Origin of the sequence: Thermococcus sp. AM4 (assembly GCF_000151205.2) — an archaeon.
Classification (GTDB): Archaea; Methanobacteriota_B; Thermococci; order Thermococcales; family Thermococcaceae; genus Thermococcus.
Window position 1 is genome coordinate 1,434,771 of record NC_016051.1, and the last position, 19,167, is coordinate 1,453,937.

Annotated in this window: 21 protein-coding genes; 13 read left to right on the forward strand and 8 right to left on the reverse strand. The window is 46.9% G+C overall.

What is annotated here, in order from left to right; translation table 11 throughout:
• Nucleotides 1-139: 139 nt before the first annotated feature.
• Together TAM4_RS07885 and TAM4_RS07890 are read left to right on the forward strand one after the other, a co-directional pair.
• Complete coding sequence (locus tag TAM4_RS07885) at nt 140-328, forward strand: hypothetical protein (protein ID WP_014122711.1); 189 nt, start codon at nt 140-142, stop codon at nt 326-328.
• Complete coding sequence (locus TAM4_RS07890) at nt 316-780, forward strand: type II toxin-antitoxin system VapC family toxin (RefSeq protein WP_014122712.1); 465 nt, start codon at nt 316-318, stop codon at nt 778-780. Before TAM4_RS07885 ends, TAM4_RS07890 begins: the two co-directional genes overlap by 13 nt.
• Nucleotides 781-875: 95 nt before the next feature.
• On the opposite strand, the gene TAM4_RS07895 is transcribed toward TAM4_RS07890, so the two are convergent.
• Complete coding sequence (locus TAM4_RS07895; protein WP_014122713.1) at nt 876-1,475, reverse strand: TasA family protein; 600 nt, start codon at nt 1,473-1,475, stop codon at nt 876-878.
• Between the two features lie 150 nt (nt 1,476-1,625).
• Between TAM4_RS07895 and TAM4_RS07900 the strand changes: the two genes are divergently transcribed.
• From TAM4_RS07900 to TAM4_RS11535, 6 genes are read left to right on the forward strand one after another with little or no spacing between them, the layout of a single operon-like run.
• Nucleotides 1,626-2,684 (forward strand): glucose-1-phosphate thymidylyltransferase, encoded by a 1,059-nt coding sequence (locus TAM4_RS07900; protein WP_014122714.1) that lies wholly within the window; start codon nt 1,626-1,628, stop codon nt 2,682-2,684.
• A gap of 9 nt (nt 2,685-2,693) precedes the next feature.
• Nucleotides 2,694-3,695 (forward strand): dTDP-glucose 4,6-dehydratase, encoded by a 1,002-nt coding sequence (gene rfbB / locus TAM4_RS07905; RefSeq protein WP_014122715.1) that lies wholly within the window; start codon nt 2,694-2,696, stop codon nt 3,693-3,695.
• Nucleotides 3,696-3,697: 2 nt separating this feature from the next.
• Entirely contained in the window at nt 3,698-4,255 is a 558-nt protein-coding gene (gene rfbC, locus TAM4_RS07910; RefSeq protein ID WP_014122716.1) for a dTDP-4-dehydrorhamnose 3,5-epimerase, read from the forward strand.
• A 9-nt stretch (nt 4,256-4,264) separates the two neighbouring features.
• Nucleotides 4,265-5,128, forward strand: a complete 864-nt coding sequence (rfbD, locus tag TAM4_RS07915) for a dTDP-4-dehydrorhamnose reductase (RefSeq protein WP_014122717.1) — start codon at nt 4,265-4,267, stop codon at nt 5,126-5,128.
• 37 nt (nt 5,129-5,165) lie between these two features.
• Complete coding sequence (locus TAM4_RS07920) at nt 5,166-6,707, forward strand: flippase (protein ID WP_014122718.1); 1,542 nt, start codon at nt 5,166-5,168, stop codon at nt 6,705-6,707.
• Nucleotides 6,708-6,743: 36 nt separating this feature from the next.
• Nucleotides 6,744-7,667, forward strand: a complete 924-nt coding sequence (locus tag TAM4_RS11535; protein ID WP_014122719.1) for a glycosyltransferase family 2 protein — start codon at nt 6,744-6,746, stop codon at nt 7,665-7,667.
• Here TAM4_RS11535 and TAM4_RS07930 read toward each other — a convergent pair.
• A complete protein-coding gene (locus TAM4_RS07930) occupies nt 7,645-8,826 on the reverse strand; it encodes a glycosyltransferase family 4 protein (RefSeq protein WP_014122720.1) in 1,182 nt (393 codons plus the stop codon). The genes TAM4_RS11535 and TAM4_RS07930 overlap by 23 nt on opposite strands.
• A 143-nt stretch (nt 8,827-8,969) precedes the next feature.
• On the opposite strand from TAM4_RS07930, the gene TAM4_RS07935 reads away from it, so the two are divergent.
• The gene (locus TAM4_RS07935) at nt 8,970-10,025 is read left to right on the forward strand and encodes a glycosyltransferase family 2 protein (RefSeq protein WP_014122721.1); all 1,056 of its coding nucleotides are present in this window, start codon (nt 8,970-8,972) and stop codon (nt 10,023-10,025) included.
• On the opposite strand, the gene TAM4_RS07940 is transcribed toward TAM4_RS07935, so the two are convergent.
• Nucleotides 10,000-11,091 (reverse strand): glycosyltransferase family 4 protein, encoded by a 1,092-nt coding sequence (locus tag TAM4_RS07940; RefSeq protein ID WP_014122722.1) that lies wholly within the window; start codon nt 11,089-11,091, stop codon nt 10,000-10,002. The genes TAM4_RS07935 and TAM4_RS07940 overlap by 26 nt on opposite strands.
• A 50-nt stretch (nt 11,092-11,141) precedes the next feature.
• Nucleotides 11,142-12,050 (reverse strand): glycosyltransferase family 2 protein, encoded by a 909-nt coding sequence (locus TAM4_RS07945; RefSeq protein ID WP_048150990.1) that lies wholly within the window; start codon nt 12,048-12,050, stop codon nt 11,142-11,144.
• A 62-nt stretch (nt 12,051-12,112) separates the two neighbouring features.
• On the opposite strand from TAM4_RS07945, the gene TAM4_RS07950 reads away from it, so the two are divergent.
• From TAM4_RS07950 to TAM4_RS07960, 3 genes are read left to right on the forward strand one after another with little or no spacing between them, the layout of a single operon-like run.
• Nucleotides 12,113-13,396: a UDP-glucose/GDP-mannose dehydrogenase family protein gene (locus tag TAM4_RS07950; RefSeq protein WP_014122724.1), complete on the forward strand. Its 1,284-nt coding sequence runs from the start codon at nt 12,113-12,115 to the stop codon at nt 13,394-13,396.
• Entirely contained in the window at nt 13,393-14,271 is an 879-nt protein-coding gene (gene galU, locus TAM4_RS07955; RefSeq protein ID WP_014122725.1) for a UTP--glucose-1-phosphate uridylyltransferase GalU, read from the forward strand. Before TAM4_RS07950 ends, galU begins: the two co-directional genes overlap by 4 nt.
• Nucleotides 14,264-15,175, forward strand: coding sequence for a glycosyltransferase (locus tag TAM4_RS07960; RefSeq protein ID WP_014122726.1), 912 nt, complete (start codon nt 14,264-14,266; stop codon nt 15,173-15,175). The genes galU and TAM4_RS07960 overlap by 8 nt, the downstream gene beginning before the upstream one ends.
• On the opposite strand, the gene TAM4_RS07965 is transcribed toward TAM4_RS07960, so the two are convergent.
• The 4 genes from TAM4_RS07965 to TAM4_RS07980 are packed head-to-tail and all read right to left on the reverse strand — an operon-like array spanning nt 15,155 to nt 18,117.
• Nucleotides 15,155-16,267 (reverse strand): glycosyltransferase family 4 protein, encoded by a 1,113-nt coding sequence (locus tag TAM4_RS07965; protein ID WP_014122727.1) that lies wholly within the window; start codon nt 16,265-16,267, stop codon nt 15,155-15,157. The genes TAM4_RS07960 and TAM4_RS07965 overlap by 21 nt on opposite strands.
• Nucleotides 16,268-16,302: 35 nt before the next feature.
• Complete coding sequence (locus TAM4_RS07970; RefSeq protein WP_048150381.1) at nt 16,303-17,298, reverse strand: sugar phosphate nucleotidyltransferase; 996 nt, start codon at nt 17,296-17,298, stop codon at nt 16,303-16,305.
• Nucleotides 17,295-17,726, reverse strand: a complete 432-nt coding sequence (locus TAM4_RS07975) for a DUF86 domain-containing protein (RefSeq protein ID WP_014122729.1) — start codon at nt 17,724-17,726, stop codon at nt 17,295-17,297. Before TAM4_RS07975 ends, TAM4_RS07970 begins: the two co-directional genes overlap by 4 nt.
• Nucleotides 17,713-18,117: a nucleotidyltransferase domain-containing protein gene (locus TAM4_RS07980; RefSeq protein ID WP_014122730.1), complete on the reverse strand. Its 405-nt coding sequence runs from the start codon at nt 18,115-18,117 to the stop codon at nt 17,713-17,715. Before TAM4_RS07980 ends, TAM4_RS07975 begins: the two co-directional genes overlap by 14 nt.
• Nucleotides 18,118-18,195: 78 nt before the next feature.
• Here TAM4_RS07980 and TAM4_RS07985 point away from each other — a divergent pair, with 78 nt between their 5' ends.
• Nucleotides 18,196-19,143, forward strand: coding sequence for an NAD-dependent epimerase/dehydratase family protein (locus tag TAM4_RS07985; protein WP_014122731.1), 948 nt, complete (start codon nt 18,196-18,198; stop codon nt 19,141-19,143).
• The last annotated feature ends 24 nt before the right edge of the window (nt 19,144-19,167 follow it).

A 19,167-nucleotide genomic window follows, 5' to 3' on the forward strand; every position in this document is an offset into this window, starting at 1 on the left:
CCTCGTCACGGCTCGGACAAGGCTGAACTCATCATCCCGAAAAAAGTTGGAACGGGCGCTTAAAAAGTTAATTAGAGAGCAATCAAAGGGAACAAAAACGTTATTTATTCCCGATGCAGAAAATACAAACGGTGAAAGAATGGGGAAGATAACAGTTGAGCTTAACGTTCCCGACGATGTCCTTAGGAGCATTGACCTCAACCGAATAAGACAGATTGTGGAGCGAGAGATAGAGATTGAGTACGTGACGAGAAAGCTTCACGGAAAGTTTCAGGGCATGGACCTGAGAAAGCTCCTCAAAGAGGTAGAGGAAGAATGGACGGTTTAGGGGCATTCGTTGATACAAACGTGATTATAGAACATTTGGCAGGCAATATAGATCTCCTGGAGATACGAGAAAAGTTCATTTTATACACAAACAGCATCGTTTTCAGCGAGACCCTCATGGTTTACCTGAGGGCACTGACAGGGGAAAGGGCGTACACACTCAAGCATAATCCGGAACTCATCAAAGGCCACGAATCCGAACTCAGGGAATTTTTGACGTTCTTCGAGCTTTTCAGGGAGCTTGAAATAAACAGGAGCATCGAAACGCTTGCCGTGGAATACATGGTCAAATACGGGCTTCTCCCCAACGACGCGATAATCCTGGCCACCTGCAAGTTCTACGGGATTAAGTACCTAATCTCCCTCGACAGTGATTTTGAAGGAGCATGTGAAGGGGAAGGAATTAGACTCCTGAGATCTTCCGAAGAAATTATAGATGTTCTTAAAGAATAGAGAATGAGTGCTCAGCGATCACCTTTCCTTCCTCACCGTTCGGTTCGCCCATCACTCATCATCGCGGTTCGGAGTTGGATTAAAAGATTAAAAAGTTAAGCCCACTGCTCAGCGAGCAGGGTCATATCAACCTCAACAGAATCCGTCAGACAGTCGTTCCCCGCCGAGGGAGAGAGCTCAAGGGTCATGTTAACGGTCAGAACCCCGTTCTGAGGCAGTTTTCCAGTGAAGATCTCTATCGGCGTGCCGTTGATCTCAGCGAGAGTTTTGCCAGCGGCGGAATCAACGCTCCACTCCGCGCTCCCGTTTGAGACGACGAAGCTCTTAATGACGAGATACTTACTCAGTTCCCCAACGTCCGGAGTGCTGTCGATTAAACTTTCTGCCTTTGAGATCTTTTCCTCCCTGTCCGTGACGTTGAACGTGAGGATGACCCTCGAGAGGGGATAATCGCCGCGGTTTTTGATGGCGAACGTCACCGTTCTGTTCTCACCGGGAGCGAGATCTCCAAAGGAGAAGAGCTTGTAATCGTCGTAGAACCTCTTGCCGTCCTTGCTTATGGCTATGTCGAAATCGCCGGTGGAAACCTCGTTTCCGCTGGACTTCGCCACGTCGCTGAAGTATGAGGTCCCCAAGTGCACCCCCGCAAGGAACACCAGCAGGGTTGCAATTCCAACTATCAGGTAGCGTTTCATTAAAACCACCCAAAGTAATACGGGGATAAATGCTTATAAATGTTACCATTAGCAGTTATACTAACAACTACAAGAAAAAATAGGCTATTAGGAAACCTTTTCGAGAGATTTATATAGGTTTCAATTTCAAAGGGGTCTAGGGTGGTTATAATGAAAGCTCTAATCCTTTCCGGCGGTCATGGAACGAGGCTCAGGCCCCTTACATACTCCCAGCAGAAGCAGTTGATTCCAGTTGCAAACAAACCGGTCCTGTTCTACGCGATAGAGGATGTTATTGAGGCAGGGATTCATGAAATTGGCATAATAGTTGGCCCAAACGCCGAGCAGGTAAAAGAGACCGTCATGAGCAAGGAGTGGGACGCGGAGATAGAGTTCATATACCAGGGAGAACCAAAGGGTCTGGCGCACGCAATACTTGTTGCGAGGGATTTTCTGGGTGATGAGGACTTCGTCATGTACCTAGGCGACAACATTCTCAAAGAGGGCATCATCAAACACAAGGAACACTTTGAAAAAAACAACTACGATGCAAGCATACTCCTCACAGAGGTCCCAGACCCGAGACAGTTCGGTGTCGCGGAGCTTAGCGAGGACGGGAAGACCATCAAGAGACTCGTTGAGAAGCCAAAGAATCCACCAAGTAACCTCGCCTTGGTCGGGATATACTTCTTCAAGCCTGTAATCCATGAGGCAGTCCGGAACATAAAACCATCATGGAGGAACGAGCTGGAGATTACCGACGCCATCCAGTGGCTCATCGACCACGGCTACAGGGTAGGATGGACCAAGGTTACAGGCTGGTGGAAGGACACCGGAAAACCTGAGGATTTACTCGACGCGAACAGACTAATCCTCGATGACCTCAAGCCAGACGTACGGGTTCAGACGAAGGCGAGGATACACGGGAGAGTTGCCATAGATGAAGGAAGCGAGATAGACGGGAACACTGTCATAAAGGGCCCAGTAATAATCGGAAGAAACGTCGTGATTAGGAACTCCTATATAGGACCCTATACGAGCATTGGCGACAACGTCGTCATCGAGAACACTGAAATAGAGGACTCGATAATCCTTCCGGATTCGGAGATTAGAGACGCAGGGAGAATCGTTGAGAGCCTGATTGGGAGGGGGGTTAAAATACTGAAAGGCAATTCATATCCTTCAGGTAAAAAGCTCGTCGTCGGTGATAACTCTAGGATAATCCTGTGAGGTGGAAGGATGAAACTCCTTGTAACGGGAGGAATGGGCTTCATAGGGAGCAATTTTATCCGCTATGTCCTTGAGAAGCACCCCGACTGGGAGGTAATCAACCTCGACAAGCTTGGCTACGGATCAAATCCTGCCAATCTAAAGGACATTGAAGAAGACCCGCGCTACACCTTCGTGAAGGGCGACATATCGGACTTCGAACTCATGAAGGAACTCGTAAAGCAGGTTGACGCGGTTGTAAACTTCGCGGCCGAGAGCCATGTAGACAGGAGTATCTCAAGTCCGGATCACTTCCTGAAGAGCAACGTTATCGGAGTTTACACAATCCTGGAGGCGATACGAAAGGAGAGCCCGGAGGTAAGGCTCGTCCACATAAGCACCGACGAGGTCTACGGGGACATCTTAAAAGGCTCGTTCAGGGAAGAAGACGCCCTGATGCCTTCATCTCCGTACTCCGCCACCAAAGCGGCCGCCGATTCCTTCGTCTTAGGATGGGCGAGAACTTACAAGCTCAACGCCTCAATAACGAGATGCACAAACAACTACGGCCCATACCAGTTCCCGGAAAAGCTCATACCCAAGACGATAATAAGGGCTAGCATGGAGCTTAAGGTTCCGATTTACGGCACCGGCCAGAACGTCAGGGACTGGATCTACGTTGAGGACCACGTGAGGGCCGTCGAGAGGGTTCTGCTGGAGGGCGAGCCGAGGGAGGTCTACAACGTCTCTGCCGGCGAGGAGAAGACGAACCTTGAAGTCGTCAAGACGATTCTCAAACTCCTCGGAAAGGACGAGTCGCTGATAGAGTTCGTCGAGGACAGACCTGGACACGACCTAAGGTATTCGCTCGACTCCTGGAAGATAACGAGGGATTTGAAGTGGCGTCCGAGGTACAGCTTCGAGGAGGGCATAAAGCTGACCGTCGAGTGGTATCTGAAGAACGAGGACTGGTGGAGACCGCTGGTGAACGAGAAGGTCCTCCACCCAACGCCGTGGAAGCTGGGGTGGTGAAGGTGCCCTTCGAGTTCAAGAGACTTGAGATTCCAGACGTGATTCTTATCAAGCCGAAGGTCTTCGGTGACGAGAGGGGCTTCTTTATGGAGACCTACAAGAAGCCCGACTTCGAGAGCGCTGGGATAAAGGGGGAATTCGTCCAGGACAACCACTCTCGCTCACGCTACGGTGTGTTAAGGGGTCTGCACTTCCAGCGCGAGCCCTACGCCCAGGCGAAGATTGTTCGTGTTGTCAGGGGGGTTATCTACGACGTGGCCGTTGACCTGAGGAAGAACTCGCCGACGTTCGGAAAGTGGGTTGGAGTCATCCTCTCGGAGTTCAACAAGTGGCAGCTCTACATTCCAAGGGGCTTCGCCCATGGCTTTCTCGTGCTGAGCGATGTTGCAGATGTGATCTACAAGGTGGACAACGTATACGCCCCCGACTATGAGGGTGGTATTATCTGGAACGACCCCGAGCTGGACATAGATTGGCCGGTTGACGAGCCGATAGTTTCGGAGAAGGACAGGAAGTTGCCGACGCTGAGGGAGGCCATCGAGAGGGGCTGGGTGTTCTGAGGTGATACGATGAAAGTAGCAATCATTGGGGCAAACGGCCAGCTTGGAACCGATCTGGTGAAGGTCCTCCGGAAGGAGCCGGGATTTGAGGTCGTTCCGCTGACACACGGGGATTTGGACGTGACTGTTTCGGAGACCCTCGGAATCCTCAGAAAGGTGAAGCCGAACGTCATAATCAACACGGCTGCCTACGTCCGCGTTGATGACGCCGAGATTTATCCGGAGAAAGCCTTTGCAGTCAACGCGATAGGCGCGCTCAACGTCGCGAAGATTGCGGAGAAAATTGGAGCAATCAACGTCTACATCAGCACGGATTACGTCTTTGACGGAGAGAAAGGGGTGCCCTACACCGAGGAAGACGTCCCAAACCCGATAAACGTCTACGGAACGAGCAAGCTCGCCGGCGAGATTTTCACGAGGAACTACTCACGCAGACACTACATCATCCGGGTCGCAAGCCTCTACGGGAAGGCCGGCGCGAGTGGAAAGGGGGGAAACTTTGTGAACTGGGTCATTGAGAAGGCAAAACGCGGTGAGAAACTCAGGATAGTGAACGATCAGGTTATGAGCCCCACTCACACCCTCGATGTGGCCAGAACACTGAAGGAGTTCCTCAAGCTCCAGCCGGAGTTCGGAGTTTACCATATGGTCAACGAAGGCTACTGCTCATGGTACGAGTTCACTAAAGCGATATTTGAAATCCTCGGCTGGAACGTTGAGATAGAGCCGATAAAGTCGAACGAGCTGAACAGGCTGGCGAAAAGACCAAGCTTCTCGGCGCTGGAGAACAGAAGGCTCCACGAACTCGGCCTGAAGATGCCGGACTGGAGGGAGGGGCTGAGGGAGTATTTAAAAGAGACAAATCTCCTCTAAGGCCATTAAGCTAAATAAGAAGACGCGGGGATTAAATATGGATGAAGTGAATCAGGCGCTCCACAGAATCGCAAGGGGGACCGGGATAATCTTTGTGGGCACAGTTATCTCAATGGTACTTGGGTTTGCAAGCAGAACACTTTTAGCAAGATATTTTTCAACGTCCCAATATGGTGTGTTCAATCTTGCACTAACCATATTTAGCATAACCTTAACCCTAGTCACACTAGGATTTCCAACTGCATTGCCAAGGGAAATCGGGTTCTACAGGAAAAAAAACTCAAGCAAAATAAAAAACATAATATCAACATCACTTGTCATTGTCATCACAAGTAGCTTGTTCGGTGCTTTATTTCTGGCCATAGCATCAGGGCACATTGCTGAAGTGTTTCAAGAGCCCCGCCTTAACTCGAGCCTGAAGATATTGGCACTCGCTCTGCCATTTTCCGCTTTGACTGGCGTACTGATTGCAATCTCCCAGGGGTTTGGCAGAGTAAGGGAGAAGGTGTACTTCCAGAACATATTCTATCCAACACTGTGGCTAACGTTGGTTCTGATTGTTATTATATTTAATCTACCGTTTATGGCATTGTTTTATTGTTATTTACTAGCTCAGACTATAAGGACTATCCTACTTGAATATGAACTTCATAGGCTAAAACTTTTTAAGTTAAAGCCATTATTCGATAAATATATAGCAAAAAAATTGTTGGCATTCTCCATCCCACTTATGATATCTGGAATTCTGTGGACAGTAATGAACTGGACAGATACGATAATGGTCGGATACTACCTTGGATCAAATAGTGTAGGTATATACAATGCAGCAACCCCCATAGCGCGACTTATCCCACTATTTCTGGATTCTGCGGCTTTCCTTTATCCCCCTCTTATTAGCAGTCTATATGCTCAAGGAAAGATTAAAGATATAAAAAGGATATATCAAATCTTAACAAAATGGGTATTTACCTTGACTCTCCCAATGTTTATGTTTATATTTGTATTCCCCGAAACAACAATAAGATTCTTTTTCGGGACTAAATATCTTCAGGCCGCTGTTGTCCTTAGGATATTAGCCTTTGGATTTATGATCCATGTGCTTTTTGGATTAAATGGTTCAACTTTATTAGTTATTGGAGATACTAAGTATATCATGGGCAATAATCTCGTGTTGTTCTTTTTGAATATATTATTGAACTACATATTAATTCCTGTCCACGGAATAGAAGGAGCAGCAATGGCCACTGCAGTTTCATACTCCTTTGGGAATATATTGGGTTCACTTCGACTGTACCTAAAAACAAGAATACACCCATTTAGCTTAAATTACATAAAATCTCTTATCATTAGTATTTTGATCATAAAAATTACGGATATAGCTTTATCCCCTGTACCTAACATGTTACAGGCAATAGTTATCTCCATTGTAGTTGTAAGTGCATACTTTAGTTTAATTATTATCATCGGGGGTATTGATAACGAAGATATCGAAATTTTAGTAGCACTAGAACAAAAACTAGGAATAAATCTAGAGACAGTGAGAAAGATATTAAAACAATTTGTATCATCAGAAAAGTAAAAAATACTAGATGCAACAGCCGGGGGTGTGCTCCATATGGGTCGTCCAAAAATCTCTATAATACTACCAACGTACAATAGGGGATACATAATAGGTAGGACCATTAGAAGCGTACTTGACCAAACATTTAAAGATTTTGAATTAATAATAATAGATGATGGCTCAACAGATAATACTAAAAATATCGTTGAGATCTACAAAGAAAAAGACAACAGAATACGATACATACGACATAAAAGAAATCTCGGAGCAAATGCTGCAAGGAATACTGGAATAAAGAAGTCTCGCGGGGAATATATTGCGTTTATTGATAGTGACACAATTTGGAAACCCCAAAAGCTTGAAATCCAAATTAAAATAGCAGATAATACTAAAGAAAACTTTGTGATATACTCTAGAACAATAAGAAAATATACTAAAAAAACAGTAATTGTACCTGAGGATGTTAATCAAGGAAAAAAAGAGGGTCAATTATTGGACAAAATTTTAGTTTTAAATTTCATCGATATGTCTTCAATATTAGTAAAAAAAAATATGATAAAAAACTCAGGACTTTTTGATGAAAAACTACCTAGATTACAAGATTGGGATATACTAATTAGACTAGCTGAAAAATACAACTTCGTATATATTCCTCAAACATTAGTAATATCTTATGTTCTTAGTGATAGCATATCTGTTGATTACTGTAAACTACTAAAGGCAGAAATGCACCTATTAAAGAAATATTACCCTTTATTTAAGCAAGATAAACGCGCTATTGCTCAGAGATACTATGAGATAGTTTTGTCCTCACTAAAATGCAAAAGAATGATACAAACTAATCACTTAAGGGGATTTATAAAGTATTTACCACATCTAGACCGTAGTCTAGTTAGATCAGCATTTATTCTCAAAGAAATACTCCACAACAGAGCTACAATCAAAAATTCTGAAATTAGAGAAGACCCTCTCTTTTAAATAGCTTTTTCATTTTCTCACTCATGGCACTTAGTCCAAACTCTTTAACAAACCTACGCCGAGCTTTAATTCCCAATTTCCTAGAATAGCACTCATTATCTAAAAGAAATTCTATCTCATTTGCAAGCCCCTTTAAGTCTCCAGGATAGATCAACCTCCCTACACCAGCCAAAACATATGGCAAGTCCGAAACTCTAGTAGCAACTATAGGTTTGGCCATAGCCATTGCATCGAAAACTTTTGCAGGCATCTGGCCAAGTGTAGCTGGAGAGTCATGCTGAGGCACAACATAAACATCAGCAATCGAAACAACCTCCGGAGCTTTTGACAAGGGAATGTAGCCCAATCCAATAAAAGAATCTCCAAGTTTTTCTTTCCCCAATGTAGCAATGAAACGGGAGTAAGGATCCTCCCCCAATCCAGCAATCACAAGCACACTATCTTTGCGGTGTAACATTGAGAGTGCTAGTATTAGATTTTCAACACCTTTATATGGCCGGGGGGTTCCAAAAAACAAAATTACTTTTTTATCTTCTGGAATCCCAAACTTTCTCCTTGATTCAAACTGATCGTAGAGAGCAGGATCAAATTTCTCTTCATCTCGTGTATGCCATATAATGGTTCCACCAAACTTTCTCTTAAGAAATGAGTTCGACACGGTAATTGGTACATTAAACATACCTGCAAATCTATCCGGAAGATAAAACTGCCAATAAGATGAAAAACGTGCCCAGAGCAATGAAGATGAGATATAATATAAAGGTTTTTGTAATAAAGATTTATTTTTCAACATGTTTATAACAAATCCCAACTCCCAATCATCCACATCCACAAGATATGGTATATTCAATTTAGAGTTAGCAATAAGTGCCGGGATAAGACTAGATAGATGCAATTTACTGACATAAACAATATCTCCTTCAATTAAAGGGATAATCTCTTTATAAAATAAAGGAAATGAATATCCGATCTTATTCACTCCAACGGATTTAATTGGAATGTTTATATCCATGTCCAGCAAGGGGGGCCAAACAGAGTTCCCAAATCTTGGACCAACAATCTCAACATCATAACTTTTATTAAGGATAGAAGCTAAAACCCAAGCTCTTCCGATACAATTGTGAGATACATCGGGAGTTATTATCGTGACTTTCAACATCTCATACCTCCAAACAAGGTTCTAATTATAATAACACCTTACTTGTTGATTTACCCCAGTTAAGATTCTCACTAGCATCACCGCCCATGTACACTCTAAAGATTTAAGAGCGTCTTAGTGTTTTAAAATTTTAGGGAGATCTGATGTTTCCTCGTGTTTCAATCATTATCCTCAACTGGAACGGCTGGATGGATACTGTGGAATGCCTGGAGTCAGTATACAGGATAGATTATCCCAGCTACGACGTCATCGTCGTCGACAACGCTTCTCAGGACGAATCCATTGAAGAAATCAAAGAATATGCCCAGGGAAAACTAAAAGTCAAATCAAAATTCTTCGACTACAACCCCAAAAACAAGCCGATAAAGGTATTCGAGCTCGATGAAGAGGAAGCCTTAAAGGGAAAGTTCAACAGGCCCCTCTACGAAAAGTATGACCCCGACAGACGGATAATTCTGATTAAAAACAGGGACAACTACGGTTATGCCGGCGGGAACAACGTGGGCATAAAGTTCGCACTGGGCGTTCTCAACCCGAAGTACGTCCTGATACTGAACCCCGATACCGTAGTTGACCCATTTATGGTCAGAGGGCTGGTTGGCACGGCTGAAAAGGATAAAAAGGCGGGAATACTCGGGCCTGCGGTACTGTACTACGACTACAACGGGAGGATCGATGTTGTGGACTTTGTCGGGGCGTTTCTAATTCCCTGGAAGGGGAAGGAAATAAGGCTTGGTTACCGCCGGCCGTACAGCTCGCTCCCAAAATCTCCTCGGGAAGTTGACAAAATAGAGGGTTCATGCATGCTTGTGAGTAAGGAGGTGTTTCATAATATAGGTCTTTTCGATGAAAACTTCTTCTGCTACTGGGAGGAGACTGACCTATGCATACGAGCCAAAAAGATGGGTTTCACCATTTTGGTTGTACCTACAGCGAAGATATGGCACAAGATAAGCACTTCAACCGGCGGCTATCTCGGGGATTTCTTTACTTACCACTTCTACCGGAACAAGTTCTGGTTTTTAAGAAAAAACTACCCTAAGAGTGCATTTGTCGCCCACGTAGTTTACGTCATACTCTACGAAGCTCCCTTCAAGTTTGCTCAGCTGGTGCTAAAGCACAGAAAGCCAAAAACCTTTTTGAAGTATCTCAAAGCCCTTAGGGATGGTCTATTTAAATTAACTCTTTCTCCCATCTAATGCAATCCATCAAGTTCTTTCCAGCCTGTTCTCTAGAAAGGAGCCTCTCAACATGTCTCCTACCGAGCAGGCCAATCTTCCGTTTGTATTTTGGGTTTTCGAAAAGAAATTCCACTCTACGTGCCATTTCTTCCAGGTCATCCACAACAACAGCATTCTTTTCGTTTGTGAGCTCCAAGCCCTGAGCTCCGATGGAGGTTGTGACTACAGGTATACCACGAGACAGATAATCGACTATTTTAAGTTTAACCCCTGCTCCGCGCTTTAAGGGGGCTACCGCCAGGTCTCCAAGCTTAAAAAACTCGTTAAGGTTCTCAACAAAGCCCAAAAACATAACATTATCCATTTTCCCCTTGAACATTCCAGAGCCAGCAATGTAGAACTCCACCCATGGGAGCTTTTCAGAAATTTTAAGCAACGCTTCGAGAGCCTCACGATTAGGGACGTATTTGAAACTACCATGGAAAAGCACGCCTGAGTGTCTCTCGGGGCTTAAGGGAACTGGCTCAATAGCAGGATAAACGACCCTTATCCTCTCCAACGGTGCCCCATATTCCTCCCGGAAGAGCCTTTTGTCCCTGTGACTTATGGCAATGATGCAGTCAGCATACTTAACTGCTAAAAACTCCGATATGGTCAGTATGATGCGAGTAATAATTCTCAGGAGAGATGTTTTTGTTGAAAAGGCACCCAATTTCATGCGCTCTTTCTCGACGTTATGTGCATCGTAGACAATTTTGATAAGCTTTCTGGATAGAAACCTACCTACCAAGGCCCCGAAAATCCCAAGTGGACCACTAATGATGAGCACATCCTCTCTTTTTTGTACCCTTCTGAGAAAATACCAAGGGTTAAAGTCAAGCAGGAGACCAAACTTTCCAGGAATGCACCCAAGCTGAACTATAGGCCCATTACTATAACTTTTTATCCCAACCCCCTCAATAGTAACGTTAAACTCCTTACTTAGATTTACCAACAGCCGGATAATCCCTTTAGTTCGTGCAGAACTTCCAGAACCCTCTTTCAGAGGATCCCCCCACGGGTAGATTATTGTTATCCTCTTCAACGCCGGTACCCCCGTACATATGCTAAGGATCCATTGCTTAGCAACAATTTTCATAGATTCAAAAGCCAGAACTTTTTAAACATGGTCTTAATGCTGAAATCCTCTTCAACGAAATGCCGTATTAGTGGTGTTGAGATTTGGTATTCTCGTCTAAACAATGCACGGAAATAACCAATAAAATGTCCTATGCCTTTTTGAACATCATCAAACAAAATCAGATAGATAGAATAAAAGCACTCAGATAATGGTGGTATACCAATATAATAACTAACAAATCCCTGTTTTTTATATCTCTCGATAACATTTCCTCTCGTTCCCGTGGGTCGAAGTTCAACACCTATAGCATTAACGACTTGAAATGTTCTCCATCCTTTAATTCTTGCAAGGTAGTATGCTACCAGATCAGGAGCAGGCTCTAAGGGATATCCCCCGATGTCAAAAAAACATTCAAAGCGTATTAAACGAGGACTGCCTCTAGGAAAATTGGGATTTGACTTCTCCCACACAAGACGACCATTTTTTTTATAGTAAACCCCTCCGCTAACAATCCCTAAGCTGGGCTCTTTTAGAAAGCGGAGTATAAGCTTTTCAAAAAACCTCCGTTCAAGTATAAAATCTGCATCAACAATACCTATATAACCAAATGGTATTGCTAGCCGTTTAGACATCTCAAGAGCTTTTTTTAAACCTTCCCTATAAGTAACCGCATTCCTAAATACCGGGTTATATTCTACCTCATTGTCTTCAAGATGGTGACCAACAATCCACTCATATTCTGAAGCCAGTCTGTCAACTATCTCAGGGGTCTTATCAGTACTATTGTCATCAACTATAACCCAAAGCTTTGGCCGGATACTTTGATTCACTATGCTCTTAGCAAGGAGAGGCAATGTTTTTTCTTCATTCTTGGCTGGGGTTACTAGAATGTAATTTCTATTTTTCATACTCCTCATGGACATCAGAGAATAAATGTACATGAAGTTTATAAGACTCACGCAACAGTAATTATCAGGTGATTCGAATGAGAATCTCGATCATCGGTTCCGGCTACGTTGGTCTTGTAACTGGAATAGGCTTCGTCAAGCTGGGGAATGAAGTCATCTTTGTTGATATTGATGAGAGAAAAATCGAGATGATAAACAATGCCCAACCACCGATTTATGAGGAAGGCCTCGAGGAACTCATGAGGGAATTCAAAGGAAAATACCGCGCAACCAAGGATTACCGCGATGCAATTCTAAACTCAGAGGTTACGTTCATCGCAGTTGGAACTCCATCGAGAGAAGACGGTTCAATAGATCTAACGTATGTTAAACAAGCTGCCGAAGAAATCGGAAAAATTTTGAAGGAAAAAGACAACTACCATGTTGTCGTCGTTAAGAGCACCGTTCTTCCAGGAACGACCGAGAACGTCGTTAAGCCAATACTCGAAAAGGAGTCGGGTAAAAAGGCATTCGAGGATTTTGGCCTCGCAATGAACCCGGAGTTCCTGCGCGAGGGAGTAGCTTTAAAGGACTTCCTGAACCCGGACAGGATTGTAATTGGAGTTCAGGATGAGAGAACAAAGAAGGTTCTGGAAGAGTTATACAAACCCATCGACGCTCCCAAGCTCTTCACGGACATTAAAACCGCCGAAATGATTAAGTACGCCTCAAATGCCTTTCTCGCAACCAAGATCAGCTTTGCCAACGAGATCGGAAACATCTGCAAGAAGCTCGGCATTGACTCGTGGAAGGTGTTCGAGGGGGTTGGCCTCGACCACAGGATAAGTCCTCACTTCTTTAGGACCGGAATCGGCTGGGGCGGTTCTTGCTTCCCGAAGGACGTTAAAGCACTCATCAGGAAGGCGGAAGAAATCGGAGAAGACCCGATAATTCTCAAGGCCGTTGTTGAAGTCAACGAGAAACAGCCGCTGAAGCTGATCGAGCTCCTTAAAAAGCACGTCCCGGAGCTTAGGGACAAAAGAATCGGCGTTCTCGGTCTGGCCTTCAAACCCAACACCGACGATGTCAGGGAGACGAGGGCGTACGTCATAGTTAAAAAACTGCTTGAGGAGGGAGCAAAAGTTCTCGCCTACGATCCCCAGGCGATGGAAAACTTCAGACGCTTTTATCCCGACGTTGGGGAGCAGATAGAGTACGTGAGCTCTGGAAAGGAGGTTCTGGAGCGCAGTGATGCAGTTCTCATCGTAACGGAGTGGCCCGAGTTTGAGGAACTGGATTACTCAGGGAAAATCGTGATCGACGGCAGGCGCGTGAGAAAGGCCGAGGAAACCGCCGAGGTCTACGAGGGGGTGTGCTGGTGAGGGTTAAGAAGGCAGTAATACCAGCGGCAGGTCTCGGCACGAGAATGCTACCCATAACCAAGTCGATGCCCAAGGAAATGCTCCCGATAGTTGACAAGCCGGTCATCCACTACGTTGTTGAAGAGGCAATCAAAGCCGGAATCGACGACATTCTCATAGTAACCGGAAAGGGAAAGCGCGCTATAGAGGATTACTTCGATAGGAGCTTCGAGCTGGAGTTCTATCTAAGGGAAAAGGGAAAGTTCGAGGAGCTGAAGCAGATAGAGGAAATCGGCGAGATGGTTGACATCTACTACGTCCGTCAGAAGAAGCCCCTCGGTCTTGGAGATGCAATACTCCACGCGGAAAAGCACGTGAACGGGGAACCCTTTGCAGTCCTCCTTGGCGACGACATCATAGTAAGCGAAGAGCCCGGAATAAAACAGCTCATCGAGATAGCCGAGCGGAGAGAAGCTCCAGTGGTGGGAGTGGAGCGCGTTCCCTGGGAACTTGTAAGCCGATACGGAATCGTGGACGGGAAACCACTTGGGGATGGACTCTATCAGGTGAGACACCTCGTGGAAAAGCCCTCCCCCAAAGAGGCCCCCAGCAACGTTGCAATAATCGGGAGGTACGTCCTGACGCCTGAGGTATTTGACGCCCTGAGAGAAACTCCTCCGGGGAGAGGTGGCGAGTTACAGCTCACAGATGCCCTCCAGAGAATTCTATCTAGCCAGAACATCTTCGCTAAGGAGATAAAAGGCGAGAGATATGACGTTGGAAGTAAGCTTGGATTCGTTATAGCGAACATTGAACTGAGCCTAAAGAGAGGGGAACTGAGAGAGGAGTTGCTAACCTTCCTCAAAAATCTCCTAAGGGAGGTCTCAGATGAGTAGGCCAACGGTCTCCGTCATCATACCAACGTACAACAGGGCAAACCTGCTCAGAAGGGCCATAACCAGCGTTCTCAATCAGACATTCAGGGATTTCGAACTTATAGTGGTCGACGATGCATCTCCAGACAACACACCGGAAGTCGTTGAGAGCATAAACGACGGAAGAATCCGGTATGTGCGCCTCAAAAGGAACTCCGGCGGCCCGGTTGCCAGGAACACAGGAATAAAAAAAGCCAGGGGAAAGTTCATAGCCCTCCTGGACGACGATGACGAGTGGCTCTCCCACAGGCTTGAGACCCAAGTCAGGAAGTTCGAGACATTGGAACCAGACGTCGGCGTCGTATACGGAGGGTTCTACTACGTATCCCAGCAGGATGGCAGGATACTCGGAAAGAGAATGCCAGAATACAGAGGGGATGTTTACAGCAGGCTTTTGAAGGAGAACTTCATCGGCAGTCCAACGCTACTGATAAGGAGGGAGTGCTTCAAGAGGGCGGGACTTTTTGATCCGAACCTTTCAAGCTCTCAGGACTGGGACATGTGGCTGAGGATAGCAAGGCACTACAGATTTGATTACGTAGATGAAGTGGTCGCAAAGTACTACGTCCACGGCAGGCAGATCTCGTTCAACATGAAGAAATACATCCCCGGAAGGGAGAGATTTATCCGCAAGCATCTTGATATCTGGAAAAATCCCTGGGTCTTAAGCATTCACCTGAGCCAGATGGGACTGCTGCTTCTCTTAAGCGGCGAGCCCGAGAAGGGACTTAGATATCTCGCGTATTCAATTTCGATGGCACCTTTCAATATGGAAAATTACTGGACTCTACTAAAGCTTGCGCTGGATTCCCGAGCTTTAGAATACATTCGGAGGATATTAACATCAAAAACCCAGATGATATAGCCAATTTTGAGTTATCCAACTCCATTCATATCGGGAAAGAGTTCCCTGATTATAGTAAGATACTCTCTTTGTTAAAGTCCCATCTTCTAAAAAGTGCTTTAAAACTCCAGAGATTCCCTCAATCCCCACGACAAACCCGTTCTTCCCTTTCTCCACCAAGAACTTCGCGGCGTTCATCGGCTCATCGAGTGTAACCACAGGCAAACCGGAAGCCATAGCCTCCAAAACAACAATCCCAAAGCCCTCCCTCTTCGATGGAAGGACGAAGACCTTCGAGGCTTTCATCAGGGCTATGACATTCTCATAAGACAGAAAGCCCGTAAAGAGGACGTTTTTTTCGAGGCCCAAACCCTTTGCCATGCGTTCCAGTCTTTTTCTCTCGGGCCCGTCGCCGATTATCACCACCCTAACGTCCGGGATCTCTCTTTTTACCTCTGCAAGCGCCCTCAGAAGGAGGTCAACCCCCTTCTCCGGAATGAGCCTGCCGGCAAATATAACGTCCGACTCAAGCTCCGCCGGCGGGACTGAACGGATGAACTCAACGTCAACGCCGTTTGGCACGACCGGAACGGGCTTTCTGAGGCCGGCCTTCAGGAGGTCGAGCCGGGTCTTCCACGAGACGGCGACATGCCGTTCCGCAGAGAACAGGGCCCGCTCCGTGGACCAGCCCGGAAAACCCACCGGCCCAAGGTATCTCCACCAGTAAGGACCCCAGAACTCGTGCCACGTGATAACCGCGTTGGGAAGATCCTTCAAAGCCAAAGCCCCCGGGTAGAAGAGGTTCTGGACATCAACGAGGTCGTATTCCCTGAGTTCCCCAATTCGAGAGCGCAGACGGGATGCAAGGCGCAGCATGGACAGGGGATTCCTCTTTCCGAGAAGGTAGAGCCGTTTTGGCGAGGGGGCAAGGCCGTGATAGTGAACCCCCTCGCGCTCGATGTCCTTTGGCCCTTCCCAGTGCCTGTAACCATAAACGTGGACCTCATGATGCTTCGCTAACCTCCTCGCGAGCTCGTAGATCCTCCTCTCCACGCCGCCCTTCACCCATGGATAGATAACGTCGTAGACGAAAGCTATCCTCAGAGTCTCCATTGCGGAGAGAATACGGGGGTGAGACTAAAAGCTTTTCACTCCCCGCGCTGTATCTTCGCATGACCCCCAACGAGGCTCTTCCTGAGCTCGAGGTTCCTTATCTCACACTTCTCGTCGATTATTGAGCGCCATATCGTCGAGTTCCTTATCACCGTTCCCCGAAAGATTATGGAATCGCTGACGTCGGAGTTCTCTATAACGCAGTCCTCACCGATGTAGGCGAACGGCCCTATAATCGAGCGCCCGAGTACTTTGGCCCCGCGCTTTATGACCACAGGCGGGATTATCTTGGAGTAGGGGCTTATCTGAATCTCCTCGATGTGGCTCTCCCTTAGGAGTGTTCTGAGGGCCTCAAGGTAGCTGTCCGCAGAGCCTATGTCGTACCAGTACTCGGAGAAGCGGTAGGCTTTTATCGGCTCACCCCTCGAGAGGAGCCACTGGATGAAGTAGCCCGGCGAATCCCTGTTCCCGTTCCTCAGATACTCGTCGAGAAGCCCCATCACCCCCTCCGGAAAGGCGTAGACACCAGTGCTCACAAGGGTTGATTGGGGCTCGGCAGGCTTCTCCTGGAAGGAGACAACTCTATCGCCTTCAAGCAGGACTACACCGTAGCGCTTGGCCAGCTCAAGGTCGCCGACGTCATAAACCGCTATGAGCGTCTCCCCGGAGTAATGCCCTAGGAACTCATTCAGCGAGAAGGAGAACAGGTTATCGCCGGCAATGACGAGGTAATCATCGAGGCCGAGTTCCTCAACGGCCTTCCTCATCGCCCCGATCGTCCCGAGCTTCTCCTCCTCGTGGAGGGTGTCCTCTATTATGAGTTCAACGCCGTATTCTTCCGCTATTGGCCGAAAGTGGCCCTCAAAAAAGCGGTTGGTGGAGATGTAAACCGGAAAACCCAGATCCAGGACTTTCTCGAGGATATGATCTATTATCATCCCCTCGCCAACTGGCAATAGGGCCTTAGGATAATTCCGGGTTATAGGCCACAGGCGAGCGGCGTAGCCCCCTGCCATGATTAAAACCTTTATTGTTTTTCCCTCCTGAATGCCTTTGAAATTGCACTTACGAAGTCCTCTATGTCGCCAAGATTGTTCCTGAGAATTTCGTAAATAACGCCTTCGTCGACGTCCCAGTATATGTGAACCAATCTATTTCTGAACCTCGCCATCAGGATGAGCCTTTTTGTTAGGTCCTCATCTATGATCTTCCTCTCGTTTAGAACCCTGAATGAGTCGGCATAGTCCTTGGGCAACCTGAACTTGTTCTTTGATATCAGATGGTACGCCACGTCAATGCAGGCCTCTATGGCCACCAAAAGATTGTACTTGGCACTTGAAACGTAGTGCCTGTTACTCAAAAACTCCTTTTTTGGAAGTTTTGAGAGCTCATAAAGAGCCTCCAAAGCGTTGTTTATTTCAAACATGAGCCGGGTTATCTTCTCTTTATCGTATTCCAAGGGCCTCCCTCCTGTACATGTTTAGATAGTAGGAATAATCGTGGTACTCACGCATAGTTCTCTCCTCGAAGTCGCAACGGATCTTCTCATCCCTACTGAAGAGCAGCAAGCCCCCAATGGCTCGGAACCTGAAGGTTACCGGAGCTTCGTTGAGAATCCTCACATCCACCGGTAGACTTAAGGCATTCGAGAGGTCTTCCTCAAGCTCCGCCTCATAGAAGGGATGAACCTCTGAATCTACATACACAGCCACGTCAATGTCCCGGAAAGGACCCTCAAGGAAAGAGCCGTGAAGATAGGCGAAGATGATCTCGTCTCTCCTTAGGAGAAGTTCTCTCAGGATTTCAATGACCTCTCTTTTTTCTCTCTCATTAAGGCTATAAACCCGCATGGTTGGTGATTCAACTCAGTCTACAAAAAACTTTCCCAAAACTTAATAACACCGGGCCCGATACAATTGGCGATAAAAATGATGGTCCTTGTAACAGGCGGTGCCGGCTTCATAGGCTCGCACCTCGTCGATAGGCTCATGGAGCTTGGCCATACGGTCAGGGTTCTCGACGACCTCAGCGCGGGCAGCTTGGCCAACATAGAGCGCTGGCTGGAAAACGAGAACTTCGAGTTCATAAAGGGCGACATGAGAAACCCGGAAATCGTGAGAGAGGCCGTTAAAGACGTTGAAGTCGTTTTCCACCTCGCCGCCAACCCCGAGGTCAGAATCGGCTCCCAGAGTCCAGAGCTCCTCTACGAAACCAACGTGCTGGTAACATACAACCTCCTCAACTCGATGAGGGGTTCGAACGTGGAATACCTCGTCTTCACGAGCTCCTCAACGGTCTACGGTGAGGCTGAGATCATACCCACACCGGAGGACTACGGGCCCCTCGAGCCGATAAGCGTTTATGGAGGAGCGAAGCTCGCGGCCGAAGCTTTGATAAGTGGTTACGCCCACACGTTCGGCTTCAGGGCTTTAATTTTCCGCCTGGCGAACATCATAGGCGAGCGCTCCAACCACGGTGTGATCTACGACTTCATCAACAAGCTCAGGAGGAACCCGGAGGAGCTTGAGATACTCGGCGACGGAAGGCAGAGGAAGAGCTACCTCCACGTGAGCGACACCGTTGAGGGCATGCTCCAAATCCTTGAGCACTTCAGGCAAAGCGGAAAGACCGTGGACTTCTACAACCTCGGCAACGACGACTGGATAACCGTCCAGGAGATAGCGGAGATAGTGAGCGAGGAGATGGGGCTCAAACCGAGGTTCGTTTTCACCGGCGGCGTTGATGGTGGAAGGGGCTGGAAGGGCGACGTCAAGTTCATGCGCTTAGCAATAGAGAAGGCCAAGAAAGCCGGCTGGAGGCCGAAGCTGAACAGCTACGAGGCGGTAAGGAGAACGGTGAGGGAACTGCTGGGTTAGGGTTTTCCGGCCTTTTCTGCTTAT

Excerpts from the sequence above, each read along its gene's own strand:
- TAM4_RS07885 (WP_014122711.1), top strand. The coding sequence starts at position 140 with ATGGGGAAGATAACAGTTGAGCTTAACGTTCCCGACGATGTCCTTAGG.
- TAM4_RS07890 (WP_014122712.1), top strand. The coding sequence starts at position 316 with ATGGACGGTTTAGGGGCATTCGTTGATACAAACGTGATTATAGAACAT.
- TAM4_RS07895 (WP_014122713.1), bottom strand. The coding sequence starts at position 1,475 with ATGAAACGCTACCTGATAGTTGGAATTGCAACCCTGCTGGTGTTCCTT.
- TAM4_RS07900 (WP_014122714.1), top strand. The coding sequence starts at position 1,626 with ATGAAAGCTCTAATCCTTTCCGGCGGTCATGGAACGAGGCTCAGGCCC.
- rfbB (WP_014122715.1), top strand. The coding sequence starts at position 2,694 with ATGAAACTCCTTGTAACGGGAGGAATGGGCTTCATAGGGAGCAATTTT.
- rfbD (WP_014122717.1), top strand. The coding sequence starts at position 4,265 with ATGAAAGTAGCAATCATTGGGGCAAACGGCCAGCTTGGAACCGATCTG.
- TAM4_RS07920 (WP_014122718.1), top strand. The coding sequence starts at position 5,166 with ATGGATGAAGTGAATCAGGCGCTCCACAGAATCGCAAGGGGGACCGGG.
- TAM4_RS11535 (WP_014122719.1), top strand. The coding sequence starts at position 6,744 with ATGGGTCGTCCAAAAATCTCTATAATACTACCAACGTACAATAGGGGA.
- TAM4_RS07930 (WP_014122720.1), bottom strand. The coding sequence starts at position 8,826 with ATGTTGAAAGTCACGATAATAACTCCCGATGTATCTCACAATTGTATC.
- TAM4_RS07935 (WP_014122721.1), top strand. The coding sequence starts at position 8,970 with ATGTTTCCTCGTGTTTCAATCATTATCCTCAACTGGAACGGCTGGATG.
- TAM4_RS07945 (WP_048150990.1), bottom strand. The coding sequence starts at position 12,050 with ATGTCCATGAGGAGTATGAAAAATAGAAATTACATTCTAGTAACCCCA.
- TAM4_RS07950 (WP_014122724.1), top strand. The coding sequence starts at position 12,113 with ATGAGAATCTCGATCATCGGTTCCGGCTACGTTGGTCTTGTAACTGGA.
- TAM4_RS07960 (WP_014122726.1), top strand. The coding sequence starts at position 14,264 with ATGAGTAGGCCAACGGTCTCCGTCATCATACCAACGTACAACAGGGCA.
- TAM4_RS07965 (WP_014122727.1), bottom strand. The coding sequence starts at position 16,267 with ATGGAGACTCTGAGGATAGCTTTCGTCTACGACGTTATCTATCCATGG.
- TAM4_RS07980 (WP_014122730.1), bottom strand. The coding sequence starts at position 18,117 with ATGCGGGTTTATAGCCTTAATGAGAGAGAAAAAAGAGAGGTCATTGAA.
- TAM4_RS07985 (WP_014122731.1), top strand. The coding sequence starts at position 18,196 with ATGATGGTCCTTGTAACAGGCGGTGCCGGCTTCATAGGCTCGCACCTC.